The 20,281-nt window shown below is 69.8% G+C and carries 15 protein-coding genes; 8 read left to right on the top strand and 7 right to left on the bottom strand.

Going from position 1 to position 20,281, the window contains the following annotated elements:
• The first annotated feature begins 112 nt into the window (after window positions 1-112).
• The 4 genes from U8D42_RS20430 (at window position 113) to U8D42_RS20415 (ending at window position 5,441) form a co-directional block, all read left to right on the top strand.
• On the top strand, window positions 113-1,345 hold the full coding sequence (locus tag U8D42_RS20430; protein WP_322858803.1) for an MFS transporter: 1,233 nt from the start codon (window positions 113-115) through the stop codon (window positions 1,343-1,345).
• Window positions 1,346-1,463: 118 nt separating this feature from the next.
• Window positions 1,464-2,468, top strand: coding sequence for a L,D-transpeptidase (locus U8D42_RS20425; RefSeq protein ID WP_322858804.1), 1,005 nt, complete (start codon window positions 1,464-1,466; stop codon window positions 2,466-2,468).
• Window positions 2,469-2,616: 148 nt separating this feature from the next.
• Window positions 2,617-3,198: a TetR/AcrR family transcriptional regulator gene (locus tag U8D42_RS20420; RefSeq protein WP_322858433.1), complete on the top strand. Its 582-nt coding sequence runs from the start codon at window positions 2,617-2,619 to the stop codon at window positions 3,196-3,198.
• On the top strand, window positions 3,195-5,441 hold the full coding sequence (locus U8D42_RS20415; RefSeq protein WP_322858434.1) for a molybdopterin-dependent oxidoreductase: 2,247 nt from the start codon (window positions 3,195-3,197) through the stop codon (window positions 5,439-5,441). Before U8D42_RS20420 ends, U8D42_RS20415 begins: the two co-directional genes overlap by 4 nt.
• Here the strand turns inward: U8D42_RS20415 and U8D42_RS20410 are convergent.
• Entirely contained in the window at window positions 5,425-7,410 is a 1,986-nt protein-coding gene (locus U8D42_RS20410; protein ID WP_322858435.1) for a M13 family metallopeptidase, read from the bottom strand. The two genes, U8D42_RS20415 and U8D42_RS20410, sit on opposite strands and share 17 nt — an antisense overlap.
• A gap of 41 nt (window positions 7,411-7,451) precedes the next feature.
• Here U8D42_RS20410 and U8D42_RS20405 point away from each other — a divergent pair, with 41 nt between their 5' ends.
• Entirely contained in the window at window positions 7,452-8,126 is a 675-nt protein-coding gene (locus tag U8D42_RS20405; RefSeq protein ID WP_085243567.1) for a hypothetical protein, read from the top strand.
• Window positions 8,123-8,806 carry a hypothetical protein gene (locus tag U8D42_RS20400; RefSeq protein WP_085243566.1) on the top strand — a complete coding sequence of 228 codons (684 nt, stop codon included), beginning with the start codon at window positions 8,123-8,125 and terminating at the stop codon, window positions 8,804-8,806. The genes U8D42_RS20405 and U8D42_RS20400 overlap by 4 nt, the downstream gene beginning before the upstream one ends.
• A 3-nt stretch (window positions 8,807-8,809) precedes the next feature.
• On the opposite strand, the gene U8D42_RS20395 is transcribed toward U8D42_RS20400, so the two are convergent.
• Both U8D42_RS20395 and U8D42_RS20390 read right to left on the bottom strand, forming a co-directional pair.
• Complete coding sequence (locus U8D42_RS20395) at window positions 8,810-9,334, bottom strand: transcriptional regulator (RefSeq protein WP_085243565.1); 525 nt, start codon at window positions 9,332-9,334, stop codon at window positions 8,810-8,812.
• Window positions 9,331-12,360 (bottom strand): MMPL family transporter, encoded by a 3,030-nt coding sequence (locus tag U8D42_RS20390; RefSeq protein WP_322858436.1) that lies wholly within the window; start codon window positions 12,358-12,360, stop codon window positions 9,331-9,333. The genes U8D42_RS20395 and U8D42_RS20390 overlap by 4 nt, the downstream gene beginning before the upstream one ends.
• 334 nt (window positions 12,361-12,694) lie before the next feature.
• On the opposite strand from U8D42_RS20390, the gene U8D42_RS20385 reads away from it, so the two are divergent.
• Complete coding sequence (locus tag U8D42_RS20385; protein ID WP_085243577.1) at window positions 12,695-13,222, top strand: hemophore; 528 nt, start codon at window positions 12,695-12,697, stop codon at window positions 13,220-13,222.
• Here U8D42_RS20385 and U8D42_RS20380 read toward each other — a convergent pair.
• Window positions 13,219-14,376: a lysylphosphatidylglycerol synthase transmembrane domain-containing protein gene (locus U8D42_RS20380; protein WP_322858437.1), complete on the bottom strand. Its 1,158-nt coding sequence runs from the start codon at window positions 14,374-14,376 to the stop codon at window positions 13,219-13,221. The two genes, U8D42_RS20385 and U8D42_RS20380, sit on opposite strands and share 4 nt — an antisense overlap.
• A gap of 158 nt (window positions 14,377-14,534) precedes the next feature.
• Between U8D42_RS20380 and U8D42_RS20375 the strand changes: the two genes are divergently transcribed.
• A complete protein-coding gene (locus U8D42_RS20375) occupies window positions 14,535-15,692 on the top strand; it encodes an AI-2E family transporter (protein ID WP_322858438.1) in 1,158 nt (385 codons plus the stop codon).
• 23 nt (window positions 15,693-15,715) lie between these two features.
• On the opposite strand, the gene U8D42_RS20370 is transcribed toward U8D42_RS20375, so the two are convergent.
• From U8D42_RS20370 to trmB, 3 genes are read right to left on the bottom strand one after another with little or no spacing between them, the layout of a single operon-like run.
• The gene (locus tag U8D42_RS20370) at window positions 15,716-18,574 is read right to left on the bottom strand and encodes an MMPL family transporter (protein WP_322858439.1); all 2,859 of its coding nucleotides are present in this window, start codon (window positions 18,572-18,574) and stop codon (window positions 15,716-15,718) included.
• A 49-nt stretch (window positions 18,575-18,623) separates the two neighbouring features.
• Window positions 18,624-19,328 carry an NYN domain-containing protein gene (locus tag U8D42_RS20365; RefSeq protein ID WP_322858440.1) on the bottom strand — a complete coding sequence of 235 codons (705 nt, stop codon included), beginning with the start codon at window positions 19,326-19,328 and terminating at the stop codon, window positions 18,624-18,626.
• 3 nt (window positions 19,329-19,331) lie between these two features.
• The gene (gene trmB / locus U8D42_RS20360; RefSeq protein ID WP_322858805.1) at window positions 19,332-20,111 is read right to left on the bottom strand and encodes a tRNA (guanosine(46)-N7)-methyltransferase TrmB; all 780 of its coding nucleotides are present in this window, start codon (window positions 20,109-20,111) and stop codon (window positions 19,332-19,334) included.
• Window positions 20,112-20,281 lie beyond the last annotated feature (170 nt).

Below are 20,281 nucleotides of genomic sequence, written 5' to 3'. Positions count from 1 at the left end.
GATTCCGGCCCTGATACGGGGGGAGCCGCGGTTGCGGTCCGTACGGTAAGGCAGTGTGATCGCATTAGGCGCGACAACCCAAGAACTGGGTAACCCGGCCGACACCGACCCCATGACAGCCGAAACCAACGCCGCCGCGCGAACGTGGACCCCACGGATCGCGGCTCAGCTCGTTGTGCTGGCCGCCGCGGCCTTCACCTATGTCACCGCCGAGATCCTGCCCGTCGGCGCGCTGCCGGCCATCGCCCGCAACCTGCACGTCAGCCTGGTCGTGGTGGGCACACTGCTGTCCTGGTACGCCCTGGTGGCGGCCCTGACCACGATCCCGCTGGTGCGCTGGACCGCCCACCTGTCGCGCCGCCGGGTGCTGGTGGCGAGCCTGACCTGCCTGACCGTCTCGCAGTTGATCTCCGCGGTGGCGCCCAACTTCGCGGTGCTGGCCGCCGGCCGGGTGCTCTGCGCGATCACCCACGGCCTGCTGTGGTCGGTCATCGCCCCGATCGCGACCCGCTTGGTGCCGCCCAGCCACGCCGGCCGCGCGACGATGTCGATCTACGTCGGAACCAGCCTGGCCCTGGTGGTGGGCAGCCCGCTGACCGCGGCCATGAGCCTGATGTGGGGCTGGCGCCTGGCCGTGGTGTGTGTGACCGTGGCGGCCGCCGCCGTCACGGTGGCGGCCCGGGTGATGCTGCCGGAGATGGTGCTCACCGAGGACCAGCTCAAGTGTGTGGGCCCGCGGTCGCGTCACCACCGCAACCGCCGGCTGATCATCGTCAGCATCATCACGATGGTCGGCGTGACCGGCCATTTCGTCTCCTACACCTACATCGTGGAGATCATCCGCGAAGTCGTCGGGGTCCGCGGACCGAACCTGGCGTGGGTGCTGGCCGCCTACGGCGCCGCGGGCGTGCTGGCCGTCGGCTTGGTGGCGCGGCCCCTCGACCGGCGACCCAAGGGGGCCATCGTCGGTTGCATGGCCGGTTTGGCGGCCGCGTTCGTCGTGCTGACCGCGCTGGCCCTCGGGGGCCGGCCCGCCGCGGCGGCGGCACTGATCGGGACGGCTTCGATCGTGCTGTGGGGGGCGATGGCCACCGCGGTCTCGCCGATGATGCAGTCCGCGGCGATGCGCAGCGGGGCCGACGACCCCGACGGGGCGTCGGGGCTGTACGTGACGGCGTTCCAGGTGGGCATCATGGCGGGGGCGCTGGCGGGCGGCCTGCTCTACGAACGCAACGTCGTCCTGATGCTGGCCGCGTCGGCCGGTTTGATGGCGCTGGCGCTGGTCGGCACGGCGGCCAACTGCCAGGCGTTCGACGTTGCGCCGACAAGCTCACGCGATTCATAGCTGGCCAGCTCAACGGCGCAAACGCGGGTTTTGCGGCCGGCCGCGTGGTGTCGAATTTGTTAGCTGGCGTGCCCCCTGTGCCACACTGTGTCAGGGACTCGAGCGTGGAGGGATGCATATGTCGGGCTGGACCCGAGGGAGGCGTTGGGCCGCTCTGAACGCAGCCGGACTGGCTTCTGTGATGGGCGTGGCGCTGGTGTTGGGCGCTGCTCCGGCGCTGGCGGATCCGGATCCGGCCCCCGGTGATCCGGGTGTCGTGGCGGCCCCGCCCGGCCCGCCCGCGCCGCCCGACCCGTTCGCGCCGCCGCCCCCGCCCGCGCAGCCGGCGCCACCGCCGCCGTGGATGCCCCCGATGGCGCAGCCGGCCGCCGCCTCGGCCGCCGGGCAGAACCCCGCCCCGTTCACCGGCACGCCGCCCTTCGGGCCGCCCTCGTTCGTCCCGAAGACCGGCTCGACGGTGGGGGTGGGCCAGCCGATCATCATCAACTTCCCGGGCCCGGTCGACGACGCAGGCGCGGCGATCGACGCCGTGCACGTGTCGTCCGTGCCGCCGGTGCCGGGCAAGTTCTACTGGATGACCCCGACCCAGCTGCGCTGGCGCCCGCTCAGCTTCTGGCCGGCCCACACCGCGGTGACCGTCGACGCCGGCGGCACCGTCACCAACTTCCAGACCGGCGACACGCTGATCGCCACGGCCGACGACGCCACCCACCAGCTGACCGTCACCCGCAACGGCACCGTCGAGAAGACCTTCCCGATGTCGATGGGCATGACCGCCGGTAACCACCAGACCCCCAACGGCACCTACTACGTGCAGGACAAGAAGGCGTCGGTGGTGATGGACTCCTCGACCTACGGGGTCCCGGTCAACTCGACCTACGGCTACAAGGTGACGGTCGAGGACGCGGTGCGCTTCGACAACGTCGGCGACTACGTGCACAGCGCGCCGTGGTCGGTGGACGATCAGGGCAAGCGCGACGTGAGCCACGGCTGCATCAACATCAGTCCCACCAACGCCAAGTGGTTCTTCGACAACTTCGGCCCGGGTGATCCCATCGTCGTGAAGAACTCCAGCGGCGGCAATTACAAGAAGAACGACGGCTCCGCCGACTGGATGAACTAGCCCTCAGCCCAGCAGACGCAAAATCGCCCATTCCGATTCCGGAATGGGCGATTTTGCGTCTGTTCGCGCGTGCAAGCGTGTGGCCCTTTCGCGGGCGCGGCGATTATGTATAGCATCATACATAAGCCCTTGGCCCTGAGGAGTGGTGATGCGCAGTCCACGCGAGCGGATGGTGATCTCCGCCGCGCTGTTGATCAGGGAGCGCGGAGCGCACGCCACCGCGATCTCGGACGTCCTGGAACACAGCGGCGCGCCGCGCGGATCGGCCTATCACTACTTCCCCGGCGGGCGCACCCAATTGCTCTGCGAGGCGGTCGATTACGCGGGCGAGCACGTCGCGGCGATCATCGCCGAGGCCCGCAGCGGGCCCGAACTCATGGACACGTTGATCGACAAATACCGCCGCCAGCTGCTCGACACCGGCTTCCGGGCGGGCTGCCCCGTGGTCGCGGTCTCGGTGGAGGCCGGTGAGGAAGAGCGGATGGCGCCGCTCGCGGAGCGCGCGGCGTCGGTGTTCGACCGCTGGACCGACCTGATCGCGCAGCGCTTCATCGCCGACGGGATCGCGCGCGACCGCGCCTCCGACCTGGCGGTGCTGGCCACCACGGCGCTCGAGGGCGCGATCGTGCTGGCCCGGGTGCGCCGCGACCTCACCCCACTCGACGTCGTACACCGCCAGCTACGCGACCTGCTGGCGGCCGAGGCGACCAGAAAGGACGTCCCGCGATGACCGCTGAATGGCAGCCCACGGCATGCATCCTCTGCGAATGCAATTGCGGCATCGTCGTCCAGGTCGAGGGCCGCCGGCTGGCCCGCATCCGCGGCGACAAGGCGCACCCGGCGTCGCAGGGATACACCTGCAACAAGGCCCTGCGGCTGGACCACTATCAGAACAGCGGCGCCCGGTTGACCTCGCCGCTGCGCCGCCGCGCCGACGGCGGCTTCGAGGAGATCGACTGGGACACCGCGATCGTCGAGATCGCCGAGGGATTCAAGCACGTCCGGGACGCCTACGGTGGCGACAAGATCTTCTACTACGGCGGCGGCGGGCAGGGCAACCACCTCGGGGGCGCCTACAGCGGCGCCTTCCTCAAGGCCCTGGGGTCGCGCTACCGGTCAAACGCGTTGGCGCAGGAGAAGACCGGCGAGGCCTGGATCGACGGGCAGCTGTACGGCGGCCACACCCGCGGCGAGTTCGAACACGCCGAGGTGTCGGTGTTCGTCGGGAAGAACCCGTGGATGTCGCAGAGCTTCCCCCGCGCCCGGGCGGTGCTCAACGAGATCGCCAAGGACCCGAACCGGTCGATGATCGTCATCGATCCCGTCGTCACCGACACCGCCAAGATGTCCGACTTCCACCTGCGGGTGCGGCCGGGCACCGACGCGTGGTGCCTGGCGGCGCTGGCGGCCGTACTGGTGCAGGAAAACCTTTGTGACGAAGCGTTTCTCGCCGAGCGTGTGCGCGGTGCCGATGCCGTCCGCGCCGAGCTGCGCGAGGTCCCGGTGGCCGACTACGCGCAACGATGCGGCGTCGACGAGGAGTTGTTGCGTGCGGCGGCGCGGCGCATCGGCGCCGCGTCCAGCGTGTCGGTGTTCGAGGACCTCGGGGTGCAGCAGGCGCCCAACAGCACGCTGTCCTCGTATCTGAACAAGCTGCTGTGGATCTTCACCGGCAACTTCGCCAAAAAGGGTGGGCAGCATCTACATTCGTCGTTCGGGCCGCTGTTCGGGCAGTTCTCCGGCCGCACGCCGGTCACCGGTGCCCCCATCATTTCGGGCCTGGTGCCCAGCAACGTCGTGCCCGAGGAGATCCTCACCGACCACCCCGACCGTTTCCGGGCCATGATCGTGGAAAGCAGCAATCCCGCGCACTCGCTGGCCAACTCGGCCGCCTGCCGGGAGGCCTTCGGAGCGCTGGAACTGATGGTCGTGGTCGACGTCGCGATGACCGAGACCGCCCGGCTCGCGCACTACGTGCTGCCCGCGGCCTCCCAGTTCGAGAAGCCGGAAGCCACGTTCTTCAACCTGGAGTTCCCACGCAACGCCTTTCAGCTGCGCCGGCCGCTCCTCGAACCGCTGCCCGGGACCCTGCCCGAGCCGGAGATCTGGGCGCGGCTGGTGCGGGCGCTGGGCGTGGTGGACGATGCGGACCTGCGTCCGCTGCACGAGGCCGCCCAACGCGACCGCGAGGACTACACCGAAGCGTTCCTGGCCGCCACCGCCACCAATCCGACGCTCGCGAAGCTGCTGCCCTACGTGCTGTACGAGACGCTCGGGCCCACGCTGCCCGACGGTTTGCGCGGCGCGGCCGCGCTGTGGGGGCTCGCCCAGAAGACGGCCATGACCTATCCCGACGCCGTGCGGCGCGCCGGTCACGCCGACGGCAACGCGCTGTTCGACGCGATCCTCGACACCCCGTCCGGGGTGACGTTCACCGTGCACGACTACGAGGATGACTTCGCGTTGATCAGCCACGCCGATCACAAGATCGCGCTGGAAATTCCCGAGATGCTCGACGAATTGCGGGCGCTGGCCGCAGCGCCGCCGCGGCTGACCACGCCGGACTTCCCGATCGTGCTGTCGGTGGGCGAGCGCCGCGCCTACACTGCCAACGACATCATCCGCGACCCGTCCTGGCGCAAACGCGACACCGACGGGGCCCTGCGCGTCAGCGTCGAGGACGCCCAGACCCTCGGACTCGTCCACGGATGCCGCGCCCGGATCAGCACCGCGGCGGGCAGCGCCGAGGCCACCGTCGAGATCACCGAGACCATGCTGGCCGGACATGCGGCCCTGCCCAACGGGTTTGGGCTCGACTACGTCGACGGCGACGGGCATACCGTGATTCCGGGCGTCGCCCCGAACGCCCTCACCTCGACGGAATGGCGCGACCCCTATGCGGGCACGCCGTGGCACAAGCACGTGCCCGCGCGAATCGAGCCGGTGGAAGTACCCGTCAGTTCCAGATCCTGACCCGCCGCTGCGGCTCCAAAAACAGCGCATCGTCCTCGGCGACGTCGAACGCTTCGTAGAAGGCGTCCATGTTGCGGATGACGCCGTTGCAGCGGAACTCCGGCGGGGAGTGCGGGTCGGTGGCCAGCCGCCGGATCGCCTCTGCCTGGCGGGATTTGGTGCGCCACACCTGGGCCCAGCCGTAGAACACGCGCTGCACCCCGGTGAGGCCGTCGATGACCGGCGCGGGCCGGCCGTTCAACGACAGCTGGTAGGCCAGCAGGGCGATCGACAACCCGCCCAGGTCGCCGATGTTCTCCCCGACGGTGAACGCACCGTTCACATGGTGGCTCTGGTCCAGCGCGCGGGGCGTGTACGCGCCGTACTGATCGATCAAAGCCTTTGTCCGGCTGCCGAATTCGGTGCGGTCGGCGTCGGTCCACCAGTCCACCAGGTTGCCGTCGCCGTCGTACTTGGCGCCCTGGTCGTCGAAACCGTGCCCGATCTCGTGCCCGATCACCGCGCCGATCCCGCCGTAGTTGGCGGCGTCGTCCGCTTCGGGGTCGAAGAAGGGAGGCTGCAAAATCGCTGCGGGGAAGACGATTTCGTTCATCCCGGGGTTGTAGTAGGCGTTGACCGTCTGGGGCGTCATGAACCACTCGTCCCGGTCGACCGGTCCGCCCAGCTTGGCCAGCTCACGGTCGTGGTTGACCGCGTAGCCGCGCTGGAAGTTGCCGTAGAGGTCGTCGCGGTCGATCACCAACCGGGAGTAGTCACGCCACTTCGCCGGGTAGCCGACCTTGGCGACGAACTTGTCCAGCTTGGCCAGCGCCCGCTCCCGGGTCTGCGGCGTCATCCAGTCCAGCTCGTTGATGGACTGGCGGTACGCCGCCTTGAGGTTGTCGACCAGCGCGTCGATGCGGGCCTTGGCGCCCGGCGGGAAATGCCGCTGCACGTACAGCTTTCCGACGGCGTCGCCCATCAGGTGTTCCACCAGGGACACCGCCCGCTTCCAGCGTTCCCGGATCTGCTCGGCGCCGGTGAGCAGGCGGCCGTAGAAGTCGAAGTCCGCCGCGACCAGGTCGTCGGTCAGCCAGGGGGCGCGGGCGCGGATCAACCGCCAACGGGCCCAATCCTGCCAATCCGCCAGGTCGCCGGCGGACCACAGGGCGGCGAACGCGGTGAGGTAATCGGGTTGGCGGACAATGACTTCCGCCAACGCCTGCGGCGTGCCGCCCAGCGCGTTCACCCAGCCGGCCCAGTCGAAACCCTTGCCCTCGCTCTGCAGATCCGCGAAGGTGCGCAGGTTATAGGACAGGTCGGCGTCGCGGCGCTTGACCACATCCCAGTGCGCGGAAGCCAGCTTGGCCTCCAGCGCGACGATGCGGGCCGCGGTTTCGGCGTGCGCTTCGGGCGGGCCGCCGAACACCAGGCCGAACATCCGCGCGATGTGACCGGGGTAGGCCGCGAGCACCTCGGCGTGCTGTTCGTCGCGGAAGTAGGACTCGTCGGGCAAGCCGATGCCGGACTGGGTGACGTGCACCAGGTAGCGCGCCGAGTTCTTGGCGTCGGTGTCGATGTACAGCGCGACGCCACCGCCCACCCCGGTGCGCTGCAGCGCGCCCACCGCGGTCGCCAACGCGTCCGCGTCGACGGCCGCGTCGATGGTGGCCAGCTCGTCGAGCAGGGGCTGCAGCCCGCGGCGCTCGATGGCCGCCTCGTCGAGGAAGCTGGCGTACAGGTCGCCGATGCGTTGCTCGTCGCTGCCCCGCGCGGCGCCGGTCTCACTGGCCTCGATGATCAGGTCGCGCACCTGCTCTTCGGCGCGGTCGAACAGGTGACGAAACGCGCCGTCGGTCGCCCGGTCCGCCGGTATGTCGTATTCGGCCAGCCAGCGGCCGTTGACGTGACCGAACAGGTCGTCTTGGGGGCGGGTCTCGGCGTCGACGTAGCTCAGGTCGATGCCCGAGCGAATGGCCTCTACAGTCACCCCGCCATCCTTCCATCTTTGTCGGATGCAACGATCGGGCCATGTCCGACGGCCAGCCAACCGAGCCAGCGACCCCGGAAGCGGCAGCGGCGGAAGTCGCCGAACCCGCCGAAGCCCCCGACGACGACTCCGAGGAGCCCGCCGCCGCGGGCGGCCCGATGTTCTCCCCGTACGGCATCGCGTCGGCCGTGCTGGGGGTGCTGTCGGTGGCCGCCGTCGTGTTCGGGTTCTTCCTGTGGTCGGCGCACCGCGACGACATCGCCGAACGCCGCTACCTCACCCGCGTCATGCAGACCGCCGCGGACTGGACGGGGGTGCTGATCAACATGAACAGCGGCAACGTCGACGCCAGCCTGCAGCGCCTGCACGACGGCACGGTCGGCGAACTCAACACCGATTTCGACGCCGCCATGCAGCCCTACCGCCAGGTGGTGCAGAAGCTGCAGTCCAAGAGCGCCGGGCGCATCGACGCGGTGGCCGTCGAGACCGTGCACCGCGACCTGGACACCCAACCGGAGCGTGCGAGGCCCCCAAGAGAAGTGGTCACCACGAAGCTGCCGCCGTTCGCGAGCCGGATGGACTCGGTGCTGCTGGTCGCGACGTCGGTCAGCGAGAACGCCGGCGCCAAACCGCAGACGGTGCACTGGAATCTGCGGCTCGACGTGTGCAACGTGGACGGCAAGCTGATGATCTCCGGTCTGGAGTCGATCCGATGAGAAACATCTGGCGGCTCCTCGCGTTCGACATCCTGGCGCCGCTGGCGGCGATCGCGGCGTTGCTGGCGATCGGGCTGGTGCTCGGCTGGCCGCTGTGGTGGGTGTCGGTCTGCTCGGTGCTGGTGCTGCTGATCGTCGAGGGCGTGGGCGTCAATTTCTGGCTGTTGCGCCGCGATTCGGTCAGCGTCGGCACCGACGACGACGCGCCGGGCCTGCGACTGGCCGTCGTCTTCCTGTGCGCGGCCGCGCTGGTGGCCGCGGTGGTCACCGGATACACCCACTGGACGCGGGTGGACCGCCAGTTCAAGGACGACTCCCGCGACGTGGTTCGGGTCGCCACCGGGATGGCGGAGGCGATGGCGTCGTTCACCCCGGGGGCGCCGGACACCTCCATCGACCGGGCCACCGCGTTGATCGTCCCGGAGCACGCCGCGGCCTTCAAAGAGCAGTACGCGAAGTCCAGCGCCGAGCTGGCCCAGCACAACGTCACCGCGCAGGCCGCCACCCTGTCGGCCGGGGTCGAGGCCCTGGGGCCGTCGGCGGCCAGCGTGGCGGTGATCCTGCGGGTCACCCAGAACGCGCCGGGGCAAGCGCCCAGCCAGTCGGCGCCGGCGCTGCGGGTGGCGCTGACCAAGCACAACGACGCCTGGCTGGTGTCGGACGTGCTGCCGATCAGGTGATGATCAGTTGGATTCGGGCGAACGCGCCGACTTCACCTTGACGAACCGGTCCGACAGTCGGCGCATCCGGATCATCAACGCGGCCGACGGGCTGGTGCTGCCGTCCAGATAGGCGGTGAGTTCCTCGGCGGCCACCCCGATGCGCGACGCGAATTCCTGCTCCACCAGGCCCGACCGGTCGATGAGCAGCCGCACGTGGCGGGCCACCTCGGCCCGTTCGTTGGCCTCCAGGTGGGTGCGGGCCCGTTCCAGCACCTCCCAGAGCGCCTTGCAGATGCCGTAGGGCCGGGTGCCCTCGAGCACCTCTTCGACCTGCCGCGCGGTCCGGCCGTACGGATCGCGTTTCAACGCGGCGGCGATGCGCTTCCAGGTGGCGATGTCGCCGCCCTGTAGCGCGGCGCGAATGGCCGAGGTCGGCCAGAACTCCACCGGCTGGTCGAGATCCGGGTTGGGTGCGGTGTCGCGACCGCGCGGGTCGGTGGCCGGCCGCTGCGGCGGCGCGGGGCGTCGGTCAGGTGCCAACGTCACCTCGCCTCCTCCAGCATCGCTACGGCCACCGACAGGCAGCGCTGCCTGATCTCCTCCCAGTCCGAGTGGGCGTCGGCCTCAGACCCCTGCTCGTCGTTGAAATCCCAGGGATCGGGATCAGCGAGTCGACGCACCAACTGGCTGGCGATCCATTGCCGCCTGGGCGACTGACAACAGTAATACCTGTCCATTCCGGACAGCACCACGGCGGCGGTCTCGGGCTCCAACGTTTCAACCATATCGGCAAAGTCGGCGTAATCGCGGCGGCTGTTACGGCACATGATGAGGTAGCCCTTGAGCCGCAGCGTTTCGGCGCCGGTCGGGACCAGCAACCGGTCGCCCGTGGGCAGCTGCACATGGGTGGTCTCCACCGGGCACAGGCGCTCGTATCTTGGCCGGTCCTCGGCGCCGGTGCCGTTCTCCAGCGCGTCGATGGCCACCGAGAGCCGGCCCCGCCACAACGTGACCGGATGGACGGGCCGGTCTGCCCCGACGATCGCCTTGGCGATGCCGTTGCGTGACGCCAGCCCGCCGGCCCGTTTTTTGGCCGCCGAGGCGCCGATGGTGTGGCCGTTGATCTTCCGGTCGCCGGCGCCCGCCTTCTCGTCCTCGATGTTGACCTGATGCGGAATCTGCCCGGGATCTCGGCCCCGGTCCTGCTCGGGCGACTGCAGCAGGGTGCCCTGCCGCTGGCTGCCGTTGCGGCCGCAGCCGGTGAAGGCCAGCGGGTCGGTCACGCAGATGGCGTCGGGCGCCAGGTGTTTGAGCTTGGCCGCCGACTTGATCACCATCCGCAGGTCGGCGTTGGGCGCGGTCAGCGCCGAGATGTCGTCGGGGATCACCACGACGTCGGCCAGGTCGACCGCGGGCAACGGCCGGTCGAAGTCGACCGACGGCAGGACCCGCGACAGCCACGGCGGGATCCACCAGTTCCATTGGGCGAACATCGCCATCAGCGCCGGCACCAGCACCAGCCGCACCACGGTGGCGTCCACCGCGATCGCCACCGCGCACGCCACGCCGATCTCGGCGACCAGCGGCATGCCGGCGAAGGCGAAGCCGACGAAGACGGCGATCATGATCAGGGCCGCGCTGGTGATGGTGCGGGCGCTGGTGCTCACGCCGTACGCCACGGCGTCGCGGGTGTTGCCGGAGTGCAGGAAGCGTTCCCGGATGCGGGTGAGCAGGAAGATCTCGTAGTCCATCGACAACCCGAACGTCATCGCCAGCACCAGCGGGGGGACGGTGCTGTCGATCGAGGTGATCTGGGCGAACCCGAGGTCCTTCAGCCAGCCCCACTGGAACACCATCACCAGGCTGCCGTAGGCGGCCGCCACCGACAGCAAGGTCATCAGGACGCCCTTGAGCGCCAGGAACATCGAGTGGACCGAGACCAGCAACATCACGAACGCGATGAGCGCGACGATCCCCAGCACCAGCGGCTCGGTCTTGGACACCTGGTCGTCGAAGTCCTTGATCAGCGCGGTCGGGCCGCCGACGTCGACTCGTGCCGTCCCGCGGTCGGGCACCTTGGGCAGCTGCGCGCGCATCCAGCCGACGGTCTCACGGGCGCGCATGTCCTCCGGGTCGACGGAGAGCACCGCGGACAGCAGGGCGCTGCCGTTGTCCTCGGCGAATTGCGGCGGCGCGACCGAAACGATGTTGGGCGCCTGCGCCATCCGCTGCCGGATCGCGTTGATGGTCTGGCCGTGTTCGGGGGAGGCGGCGCCGCCGTCCGGGAAGGTCACCAGCACGCGGATCGGGCCGAGCGCGCCGGGACCGAGCGCCTCGGCCGCGGCGCCCACCCCGGCACGGATTTCGTGCGCGGAGTCGAACTGGCGCAGCAGGCTGTTGCCCAGCACCATCGACGAGGCCGGCGCGGCCATGGCCAGCAGGACCAGCGACGCCGCGAGCGCCGACATCCACGGCCGCCGCATCACCCAGCCGATCCAGCGGTTCCAGAACCGGGATTGGCCCCCCTCCGGCCCGCGCGACCAGTGCAGCAGGGCCGACCGCTTGGCGGCCGACCGGCCGAACGTCGCCAGCGCGGCCGGTGTCAACGTGGTGGACGTCAGCATCGCGACCGCGACGGCCAGGATCGCTCCGGTCGCCATCGACTTCAGCGCCGGAGTGTTGATCACGTAGATCCCGGTGAGCGAGGCGACCACGGTCATCCCGGACAGCACCACCGCCAGCCCCGAGGTGGCCATGGCGGCGTCGACGGCCTCCCGCGGCTCGCGGCCGGACCGCAGCTCCTCGCGGAAGCGCATCAGGATGAACAGCGAATAGTCCACCGCGAGCGCGATCCCGAACATCGACACCGTCGACGTCACGAACACCGACATCGTCGTGTAGGCCGACAGCAGATAGACCAGGCCCATGGTGACCACGACCGTGCAGACCCCGAGCGCCAGCGGGATCGCCGCGGCGGCCAGCGAGCCGAACACGGCGAGCAGCACGATGAGGATCACCGGCAGGTTCCAGCGCTCGGCGGCGGCGATGTCGTGCTTGGTGTTCTGCGCCGCGGCCGCCGACAGGGCGCCCTGCCCGATCACGTACAGCCGCACCCGGCCGTTCGCGGTCTGGCCGGCCTGATCGCCGTTGACGCCGACCTTCTTGCGCAGCTGCTTGGCCACGTCGCTGGTGTTCCGCGAATCCAGCCGCAGCGACAGCACGTACGGCCGATCGGGCTGCGGCGGCCGCTGGGTGGGGTTGGGCACCTCCGAGACGCCGGGGACCTCGGCGGCGGTCCGCCGCAGCAGCGCCACCGCGTCGTTGATGTCGGAGTAGCTGGCGTCCGGGCGGGGGGCGGCCACCAACGCCAGCGAGGAGGACCCTTGGTCGTGGTAGAGCTCCTCGAGCTGGTCGTGCACGAGCAGCGACTGCGAACCGGCCACTTCGAATCCGCCGCCGGTGAGGTTCCCCGACTGCGTCAGGGCCAGATAGACGGCCGGGACCAAAGCCAGCAACCAGCCGGTGAAGACCAACCAGCGGTACTTACGCAGGCTGCGGCTAAGGCGCATCATTAACTGCTGGATTTCTTCCACTCCCCGTGTGTCGCGCTTACGCGTGCTGGCGAGAATACCGCAGCGGCCTGTGGATCATGTGTGCTTTCTGGTTCCTGAGCTGCAGCGACGGCCTTGTTGCCAAGACGCTGCCAAGTCGTTGTGAAGCGGTGACCGGGCGGGATTTTCCTCACACGTGCTCACGTGGGCTGGCAGGGCCGTCACCGGCGATGGCAGGATGTCGGATGGCCCGCGGGGGCCATGGGGAACTCCGCGATCGATGGGCCTGTCTACTGCAGCCGTTTGCGGGGCGTCAGTGCTGCGCGCGACGCCGGCAAACCGTGAAGGAGTTTCCATGACGAGAGCCACCGCGACCGGGCGCCGCAGAATCTTCGCCGGTCTCGTCGCCGCCACCCTGCCGGGTGCCGCGCTGGCGGTCCTGGCGGGTCCGCCGGCGACCGGCGCGAACGACCCGTGCGCGGCCAGCGAGGTGGCCCGGACGATCGGTTCGGTGTCCAAGTCGATGGGCGACTACCTGGACTCGCACCCGGAGACCAACCAGACGATGACCTCGATGCTGCAGCAGCAGGCGGGCCCGCAGTCGATGACCGGCCTGAAGTCCTACTTCGAGGCCCACCCCAAGGTGGCCGGCGACATGACGTCGATCGCCCAGCCGTTGACCAACCTGTCGCTGCAGTGCAAGTTGCCGATCTCGCCGTCCCAGGCGATGGGCATGATGCAGCAGGCGCAGGGCGCGGCCGGCGGGCTGCCCGCCCTGCCGGGCAACGCGGCGGGGGCACTGCCGCCGGTCGCCACCGGGCCCGGCGCTGCGGCGCCGGCCAACCCGCTGTCGGGTCCGCCGCGGGGCAACACCGCCGGTTAGCTGTCGGTTTCCGCGTCCCGATCGGGCGGCAGCGGGCCCTGCAGGGCGGTCTCGGTCGGATCGCCGGCGGGCTGACCCTGCTGCACCGCCGGCGCGGCCTCCTCGTCGTCGGGGACGGCGACGTTCTCCGTGCGGAACACGAAGAAGAACACCACCCAGCCGATGGCCGAGATGAACAACCAGCTGATCAGCCGGTAGATCAGCATGGCGGAGATCGCGTTGGGCAGCGACATGCCGCTGGACACCAGCCCCGGCACCAGCACCGCCTCGACCACCAACAGCCCGCCGGGCATCAGCGGTATCGTGCCGACGGCGCGGGCGGCCGCGTAGGCCACCGTCAGCCCGGCGACCGACGCGTGATCGCCCGCGGCATAGGCCGCGAAGCCGAGGCAGGCCACGTCGGCGATCCAGTTGAACATCGACCAGCCGAACGCCACCCCCATGTCGCGGCGGCCCAGGCTCACCGATTCGAGCTGCATCAGCGTCTCGCGCCACCTGTCCAGGCCGGTGTCGGCGGGCCGGCCGCGCACGGAGTTGACCCACGACAACACCCGGCAGCCGATCCCGTCGATCAGCTCCGGTCGCGACGCGACCGCCTGGGCGAGGATCAGCAACGCGACGAAGCCGCCCAGGGTGAACAGCAACGAGAACGGGTTGTTCTTGGCACCGAGGAAGAAGGCGCCCCCCAGCCCCAGCAGCGCCAGCCCGACGGCCTGCAGGACGCCCGCCATCACCAGCTGCCACGACGCCACCACCGTCGAGGCGCCCCAAATCCGTTGCTGGCGAAGCAAAAACGTAGCCGACAGCACCGGACCGCCGGGCAGCGTGGTGCTCAGCGAGTTGGCGGCATAGACGGCGGCCTCGGACCGCAGTTGCTTGACGTGCACGCCGGCCGACCGCAGCAGCGTGCGCTGGATCTGCGCGAAGCTGTGCATCGACGCGGCCGACGCCGCCACCGATGCCAGCAGCCACCACCAGTTCGCTTCGTACAGGCTCATCCAGGCCTTGGCCAGCTGATGCCAGCCCAGCGCGACCTCCACGGCAAGCACGATCGCGACGAAGCCGAGGATCACCCATCGCAACCACCAGTACTTCCCGCGCGGGGCCTCTTCGCGCGGGAAGTCGAGATTGCGGGCGGGTGCGTCGTGCGACACGTGATTTAGGGTAACGGTGCAGGTGGCGCGGGGATCGCCGCGCGGCGCCGACCGTGTCGCCGTCGTAACCGGATCGTGCCGACGCGGGCCCGCCCGCATCGGTGGGCGGGCAGGTCCACGCAGGTTTGGCGGTGTCCCCCGCCGGATAGGCTCACCCAATGCCGGCAAACACCGACGACGCTTCGGTCGAACCCCTTGTCCGTAAGACCGCAGCCTGGGCCTGGCGTTTGCTGGTCATCCTCGCGGCGCTGATCGCGCTGCTGTGGGTGGTGAAGAGGCTCGAGGTCATCGTGGTGCCGGTGCTGGTGGCGCTGCTGCTCAGCGCGCTGCTGCTGCCGGTGGTGGACTGGCTCGACCGGCGCGGCCTGCCCCGCGGCGGGGCGGTGGCGTTGGTGCTGCTGGGCGGGTTCGCGATCCTGGGCGGCGTCCTGGCGTTCGTCGTCATCCAGTTCATCGACGGCGTGCCGGGCCTGACCGAACAGGTGACCCGCAGCATCGAGTCCACCCGGCACTGGCTCATCCACGGGCCGGCGCACCTGCGCAGCGAACAGATCGACAACGCGGGCAACGCCGCCATCGAGGCGCTGCGCAACAACCAGGCGAAGCTGGAAAGCGGCGCCCTGTCCACCGCGGCCACCATCACCGAGCTGGTCACCGCGGCGGTGCTGGTGCTGTTCACCCTCATCTTCTTCCTCTACGGCGGGCGCAACATCTGGGCCTACGTGTCCAAGATCTTCCCGGCCGACGTCCGCGACCGGGTGAGCGAGGCGGGCCGCGCCGGCTACGGGTCACTGACCGGGTACGTGCGGGCGACGTTCCTGGTGGCCCTGACCGACGCGGCCGGCGTCGGCGCGGGCCTGGCGATCATGGGCATCCCGCTGGCGCTGCCGCTGGCCTCGCTGGTGTTCCTGGGCGCGTTCATCCCGCTCGTCGGTGCCCTGATCTCGGGCCTGCTGGCGGTGGTGGTCGCCCTGCTGGCCAAGGGCATCGTGTACGCGCTGATCACGCTCGGCCTGCTGATCGCGGTGAACCAGCTCGAGGCCCATGTGCTGCAGCCGCTGGTGATGGGCCGCGCGGTCTCGATCCACCCCCTCGGGGTGGTGCTGGCGATCTCCACCGGCGGCGTGCTCGCCGGCATAGTCGGCGCGCTGCTGGCCGTGCCGACGGTCGCCTTCCTCAACAACGCCATGCAGGTGCTGCTCGCCCCGAATCCTGCCGCCGAAGCCGAGAAACAGGCCGAGGAGGCCGACGGCGGCGGCGCGATCCTGCAGGCGGAACCCGACGAACCGGAAACCAAGTCGGATTCGGGCCGCTAGCGCGGCCTGAAGCGGCCTGAAGCCTAGAGCCGCCCCTCGCGGCGCAGCAGGTCCTGGGCGGACAGGCCGCCGCCGGAGCGGCGGCGCTGGCGCGCGTCGCCGCCGTCCACCTGCTCGTGGGAGTTCAGCTTCTCGGTGGCCGGGTCGGAGTCGTCGCCCTCGGGCCGCATCGACGGGAAGGCGGTGGTGGGTTCGGCCGCGTCGCCCTGATCGTCGGAGCGGGTGGTGGGCACCGGAATCGCCCGGGTCTGGCCACCCGACGGCGGTGGTGGCGGCGCCGCCGGGCCCGGCGCGGGGGGACGGGCCGGCGCCGCGGTGGGCACCGAGAGGCGCGCCGTCTTCGCCTCCGTCGGCTGACCGGGCCGGGACTGCATGTGGGTGGTGGCGGTGTCGGCCGGGGGTGCCGCGGCGCGCGCCGGCGCGTCCGGAGCGGGCTTGGGCTCGGCCGGTCCCGGGCGCGTCGCGCGCGACGGCTCGAGGGCGGCGGGGTGGGTGGGGTCGTGCGACGGGCGCGGTGCGGCGGCGACCAGGCTGGCCCCGACCGGAGGCCGCGCGGGCCGGCCGTTGAGGGTCGGCCGCTTGCGCTCGTCGGGCAGGTCGATCTCGCCCAGCCCGATCTTGTTCTGCAGCCGGCGGGCCCAGCGCGGGGCCCACCAGCAGTCGTCGCCGAGCAGCTTCATCACCGACGGCACCAGGAACATGCGGACCACGGTCGCGTCCAACAGCAGCGCCGCCATCAGGCCGAATGCCAGGTACTTCATCAGCACCAGGTCGGAGAACACGAACGAGCCGGCGACCACCGCGAGCACGAGGGCGGCGGCGGTGATCAGGCGCCCGGTCGTCGCGGTGCCGATCCGGATCGCTTCCGCCGTCGACATGCCGCGCTCGCGCGCCTCGACCATCCGCGACACCAGGAACACCTCGTAGTCGGTGGCCAGGCCGAAGCCCACGGCGACGACCAGCGCGATGAGCACCACCATCAGCGGCGTCGGCGTGAAATTCAGCACTCCCGACAGGTGCCCGTCGACGAAGATCCACGTCAGGATGCCCAGCGTGGAGCCCAGCGTCAGCGCGCTCATCAGCACGGCCTTGACCGGTAGCACCACCGACCCGAAGGCCAGGAACATCAACAACAGCGTGGCGCTGAGCAACAGCACCAGCATCAACGGCCCCTTCTCGGCCAGGCTGTGGATGCTGTCCTGCTCCAGCGCCGGGGTGCCGCCCACATAGAGGTTGAGACCCTTCGGCGGGCTGATCGCCCGCAGCTCGGCGAGCTTCTTCGCCGCGTCACTCTTGTTGACCAGCCCGTTCTGGATCACCCGCACCGAGCCGTCCTTGGGCACCGTCGTCCCGTTCGGCCCGGCGACGCACGGGTTGCCGGCGATGGTCGGACACGCCCGCTCCTCCCACGTCTTGTCGGTGAAGCCGCCGATCGAGGAGATCCGGTTACGGATGTCGGCCACCTGCTGGTCGGTGACCTTGCTGCCGTTGGTGCTCTGGATCACCATGGTCAGCTGTTCGGTGCGGTAGCCGGGGAAGAGCTTGTCGAAGTGCTCCTGCGCCAGGCGCACGGGATTGTCCGGGGGCAGGTACTTCTCGCTCATGCCGCCGAACGACAGGTTGCCCAGCGGGATGACGAGCAGAATCATGCCGACGGCGATCGGGATGGCGAAGGCCAGCGGCCGCTTCATCACCCAGTTGACCAGCTTGCCCCAGAAGCCGGCCTCGACCTCTTCACGGGTCTTGGTCTTCTGCAGCCGGTCGGCCAGCCAGTTCAGGTAGGCCCGCGACCACTTCCAGTTCCGCAGGAACGGCACGCGGAACGCGGTCCGCACGCCCAGCGCGTCGACGTGGCGGCCGAGGATCCCCAGGCAGGCCGGCAGGAACGTGATCGACAGCAGCGCGGCGAGCCCCACCGCGGCGAAGATCGCGTAGGTCAGCGAGTGCACGAATCCCTGGGGCAGCACCAACAGGCTGGCGCTCGACGCGATGATCAGCACCGCCGAGAACGTCACGGTCCGCCCGGCCGTCATCACGGTTCGGCGGACGGCGGCCTCGGTGTCGTAGCCCTCGGCGATCTCCTCCCGGAACCGGCTGACCACGAAGAGCCCGTAGTCGATGGCGATACCCAGGCCGATCAGCGACACCACCGGCTGGGCGAAGAAATGCACCGGCCCGAACACGGCGACGAGGCGCAGGATGCCCAGCGAGCCCGCGATGCTGAGCCCGCCCACGATGGCCGGCAGGCCGGCGGCGACCGCACCGCCGAACACCAGGAACAAAACGACCGTCACCAAGGGCAGCGCCAGGACTTCCATGCGGCGCTGGTCCGTGGCGATGGTGCCGGTCAGCGCGTTGGCGATGGGTTCGAGGCCGGCCAGCTGCACGGTGCCGCCGTCGAGCTTCTGCAAGTCGGGCGCGATGGCCTTGTAGTTGTTGAGGATGGTGTCGTCGTCGTCGCCCTTGAGCGGGATGGACACGAAGGTGTGCTTCTTGTCCTCGCTGACCATGCCCTTGATGACCGGGTTGGTGCTGTCGGGGGCCGCGAGCCAGCCGGCCCAGCCGACGACCTGGTCGGGGTGGTCGGCCTTGAACTTGTTGAGCTCGGCGACGATCTTGTTGCGCCATGCCGGGTCCTCCACCGTTTTGCCCGGCGGGGCGGTGAAGGTGGCGACGATGTGGCTGGTGCGGTCGCGGCCGTAGGTCTGGTCGCCCAGGACCGAGGCCTTCACGGATTGGCTGCCCTCGTCGTAGAAGCCGCTCTGTGTGACATGCTTACCGAGGCTCATCCCGAAAACCCCACCCAGCAGGCACAGAGCTACCGTGACCCCGATCACGATGTACCGGTAGCGGTACACAGTTCGACCCCACCAGGCGAACACGCAAGCTCCTTACTGGATCGTTAACGACCCGCGCATCGGTTTTCCAGTGTCACACACGCGCGGTCAACAGAGCGGACAGCGGCCGGAACGGCTGCAGCCACGCTCCCTGGTCAGGCAGCGAATCCAGGCCGATTCGCGGCAGTGGCTCCCGGAACACACCGCTGATGTCTTCCAGGTCGACGAAGTCCAAGGTATCCGACGCTAGCGCCCAACTCGCATGTTCGCGAAATCCGATGACCTGGACGGCGACCCCGGTGCGCGCTATCTCCTCCAGCGGTTGCCGAAACGCCTGCCCGTCGGCCGAGGCCACCACCAGCGCCGCCAGCCCTTCGCTGCGCCGCAGCTCGATGTGGGCGAGCATGTCGCGGTCGACGTCGCTGTCCTCGTCGATCTTCGGCTTGGCGAACACCGCGAATCCGACGTTGCGCAGGGCGTCGACCCAGGGCCGCACGACGTCGGCGCTGCCCGGTGCGATGTTGGTGAAGACGGTGGCCTCGGGCTCCACCACGGCACCGGGCCGGCCGGCGCTGACCTCGGCCGTGCGCGCCAGCAGCCAGCGCCCCAGGGCGTCGAATCGGGGCCGCTCCAGGGCGGTCGGGCGCCGGCCCAGGATCGAGCCGAGACCCATGTCGAGGTTGGGTGCGTCCCACACCAGCAAGACGCGCCCGCCCGGGGGCGGGAAGCTGCCCAGCGCGTCGTCGGGCAACGCCGCCACGGGGGCTACGGTCTGTTCTTCCGCCAGGCTCATGGTCATCGCCTACTCATGTCGTAGCCAGATGAATTCGGTCACGGCGCTGCCCGCTTCGTGGGCCTTCGACTCGTACTTGGTGGTCGGCCGCACCACCGAGATCGGCAGCGCGTCGCCGGGGCCGGCGCGACGCAGCCGTGGCTCGGCGTCGCCGAGGGCGCCGATGTGTTCGGCGTAGCCGGGGTGGTCCGTCGCGACGTGGAGGACACCACCGGGGAGTAACCGGTCGGCGATCAGGCCAACCGTGCCCGTCTGCAGAAACCGGCGCTTGTGGTGGCGGGCCTTCGGCCAGGGATCGGGGAAGAAGACGCGCACCCCGGTCAGCGAACCCGGCACGATCAGCCGCTGCAACACATCGAGGGCGTTGCCGCGGATCAATCGGATGTTGCCCACTCCCTCACGTTCGATCGCGCACAGCAGTTGCGCCAGGCCCCGCTTGTAGATCTCCACGGCGAGCACATCCACCTCGGGCTCTTCGGTCGCCATCGCCAAGGTTGATGTGCCACTGCCGCAACCGATCTCGAGCACCAGCGGCGCCTGGCGTCCGAACCACGCCCGGGTGTCCAGCGGCGGCTCGGCGCCTTCGGAGGCCGAAGCGCCCAGGGACAGGCCCAGCTCCGGCCACCGCCGGTCCCAGGTCCGCCGCTGGGCGTCGGAGAGGGTGGAACGTCGGGAGCGAAAGGTCGATGCTGGAAGATGACGCTGGTTGCGCGTCCCGTCCGACTGCTCCGGCGCGTCGGGACACACTTCCACCCCGGGTTGCGCATGCATTTGTCCATGGTGGCCCATAAACCATTGATGTAGCCGCCCCTGGTCCAGATTGATACCCAACAGTTGCCTTCAGCTGGTAACAGTCAAACGGTGGCTCGCATCAAAGTGACGCGGGTGTCACCATTCGGTGGGACTCGATCGGCCCCCGGGTCGGACCCATCGAATCGAACGGGGAGGGCATGAGGGGG

This window comes from Mycobacterium europaeum (assembly GCF_034555895.2).
GTDB lineage: Bacteria > Actinomycetota > Actinomycetes > Mycobacteriales > Mycobacteriaceae > Mycobacterium > Mycobacterium europaeum.
The sequence above is the reverse complement of the archived record's forward strand: the minus strand, read 5'-3'. Positions and strand labels throughout refer to the sequence as shown.

Excerpts from the sequence above, each read along its gene's own strand:
- U8D42_RS20365 (WP_322858440.1), bottom strand. The coding sequence starts at position 19,328 with ATGACCATGAGCCTGGCGGAAGAACAGACCGTAGCCCCCGTGGCGGCG.
- U8D42_RS20385 (WP_085243577.1), top strand. The coding sequence starts at position 12,695 with ATGACGAGAGCCACCGCGACCGGGCGCCGCAGAATCTTCGCCGGTCTC.
- U8D42_RS20430 (WP_322858803.1), top strand. The coding sequence starts at position 113 with ATGACAGCCGAAACCAACGCCGCCGCGCGAACGTGGACCCCACGGATC.
- U8D42_RS20390 (WP_322858436.1), bottom strand. The coding sequence starts at position 12,360 with ATGATGCGCCTTAGCCGCAGCCTGCGTAAGTACCGCTGGTTGGTCTTC.
- trmB (WP_322858805.1), bottom strand. The coding sequence starts at position 20,111 with ATGGGCCACCATGGACAAATGCATGCGCAACCCGGGGTGGAAGTGTGT.
- U8D42_RS20375 (WP_322858438.1), top strand. The coding sequence starts at position 14,535 with ATGCCGGCAAACACCGACGACGCTTCGGTCGAACCCCTTGTCCGTAAG.
- U8D42_RS20420 (WP_322858433.1), top strand. The coding sequence starts at position 2,617 with ATGCGCAGTCCACGCGAGCGGATGGTGATCTCCGCCGCGCTGTTGATC.
- U8D42_RS20425 (WP_322858804.1), top strand. The coding sequence starts at position 1,464 with ATGTCGGGCTGGACCCGAGGGAGGCGTTGGGCCGCTCTGAACGCAGCC.
- U8D42_RS20415 (WP_322858434.1), top strand. The coding sequence starts at position 3,195 with ATGACCGCTGAATGGCAGCCCACGGCATGCATCCTCTGCGAATGCAAT.
- U8D42_RS20400 (WP_085243566.1), top strand. The coding sequence starts at position 8,123 with ATGAGAAACATCTGGCGGCTCCTCGCGTTCGACATCCTGGCGCCGCTG.
- U8D42_RS20405 (WP_085243567.1), top strand. The coding sequence starts at position 7,452 with ATGTCCGACGGCCAGCCAACCGAGCCAGCGACCCCGGAAGCGGCAGCG.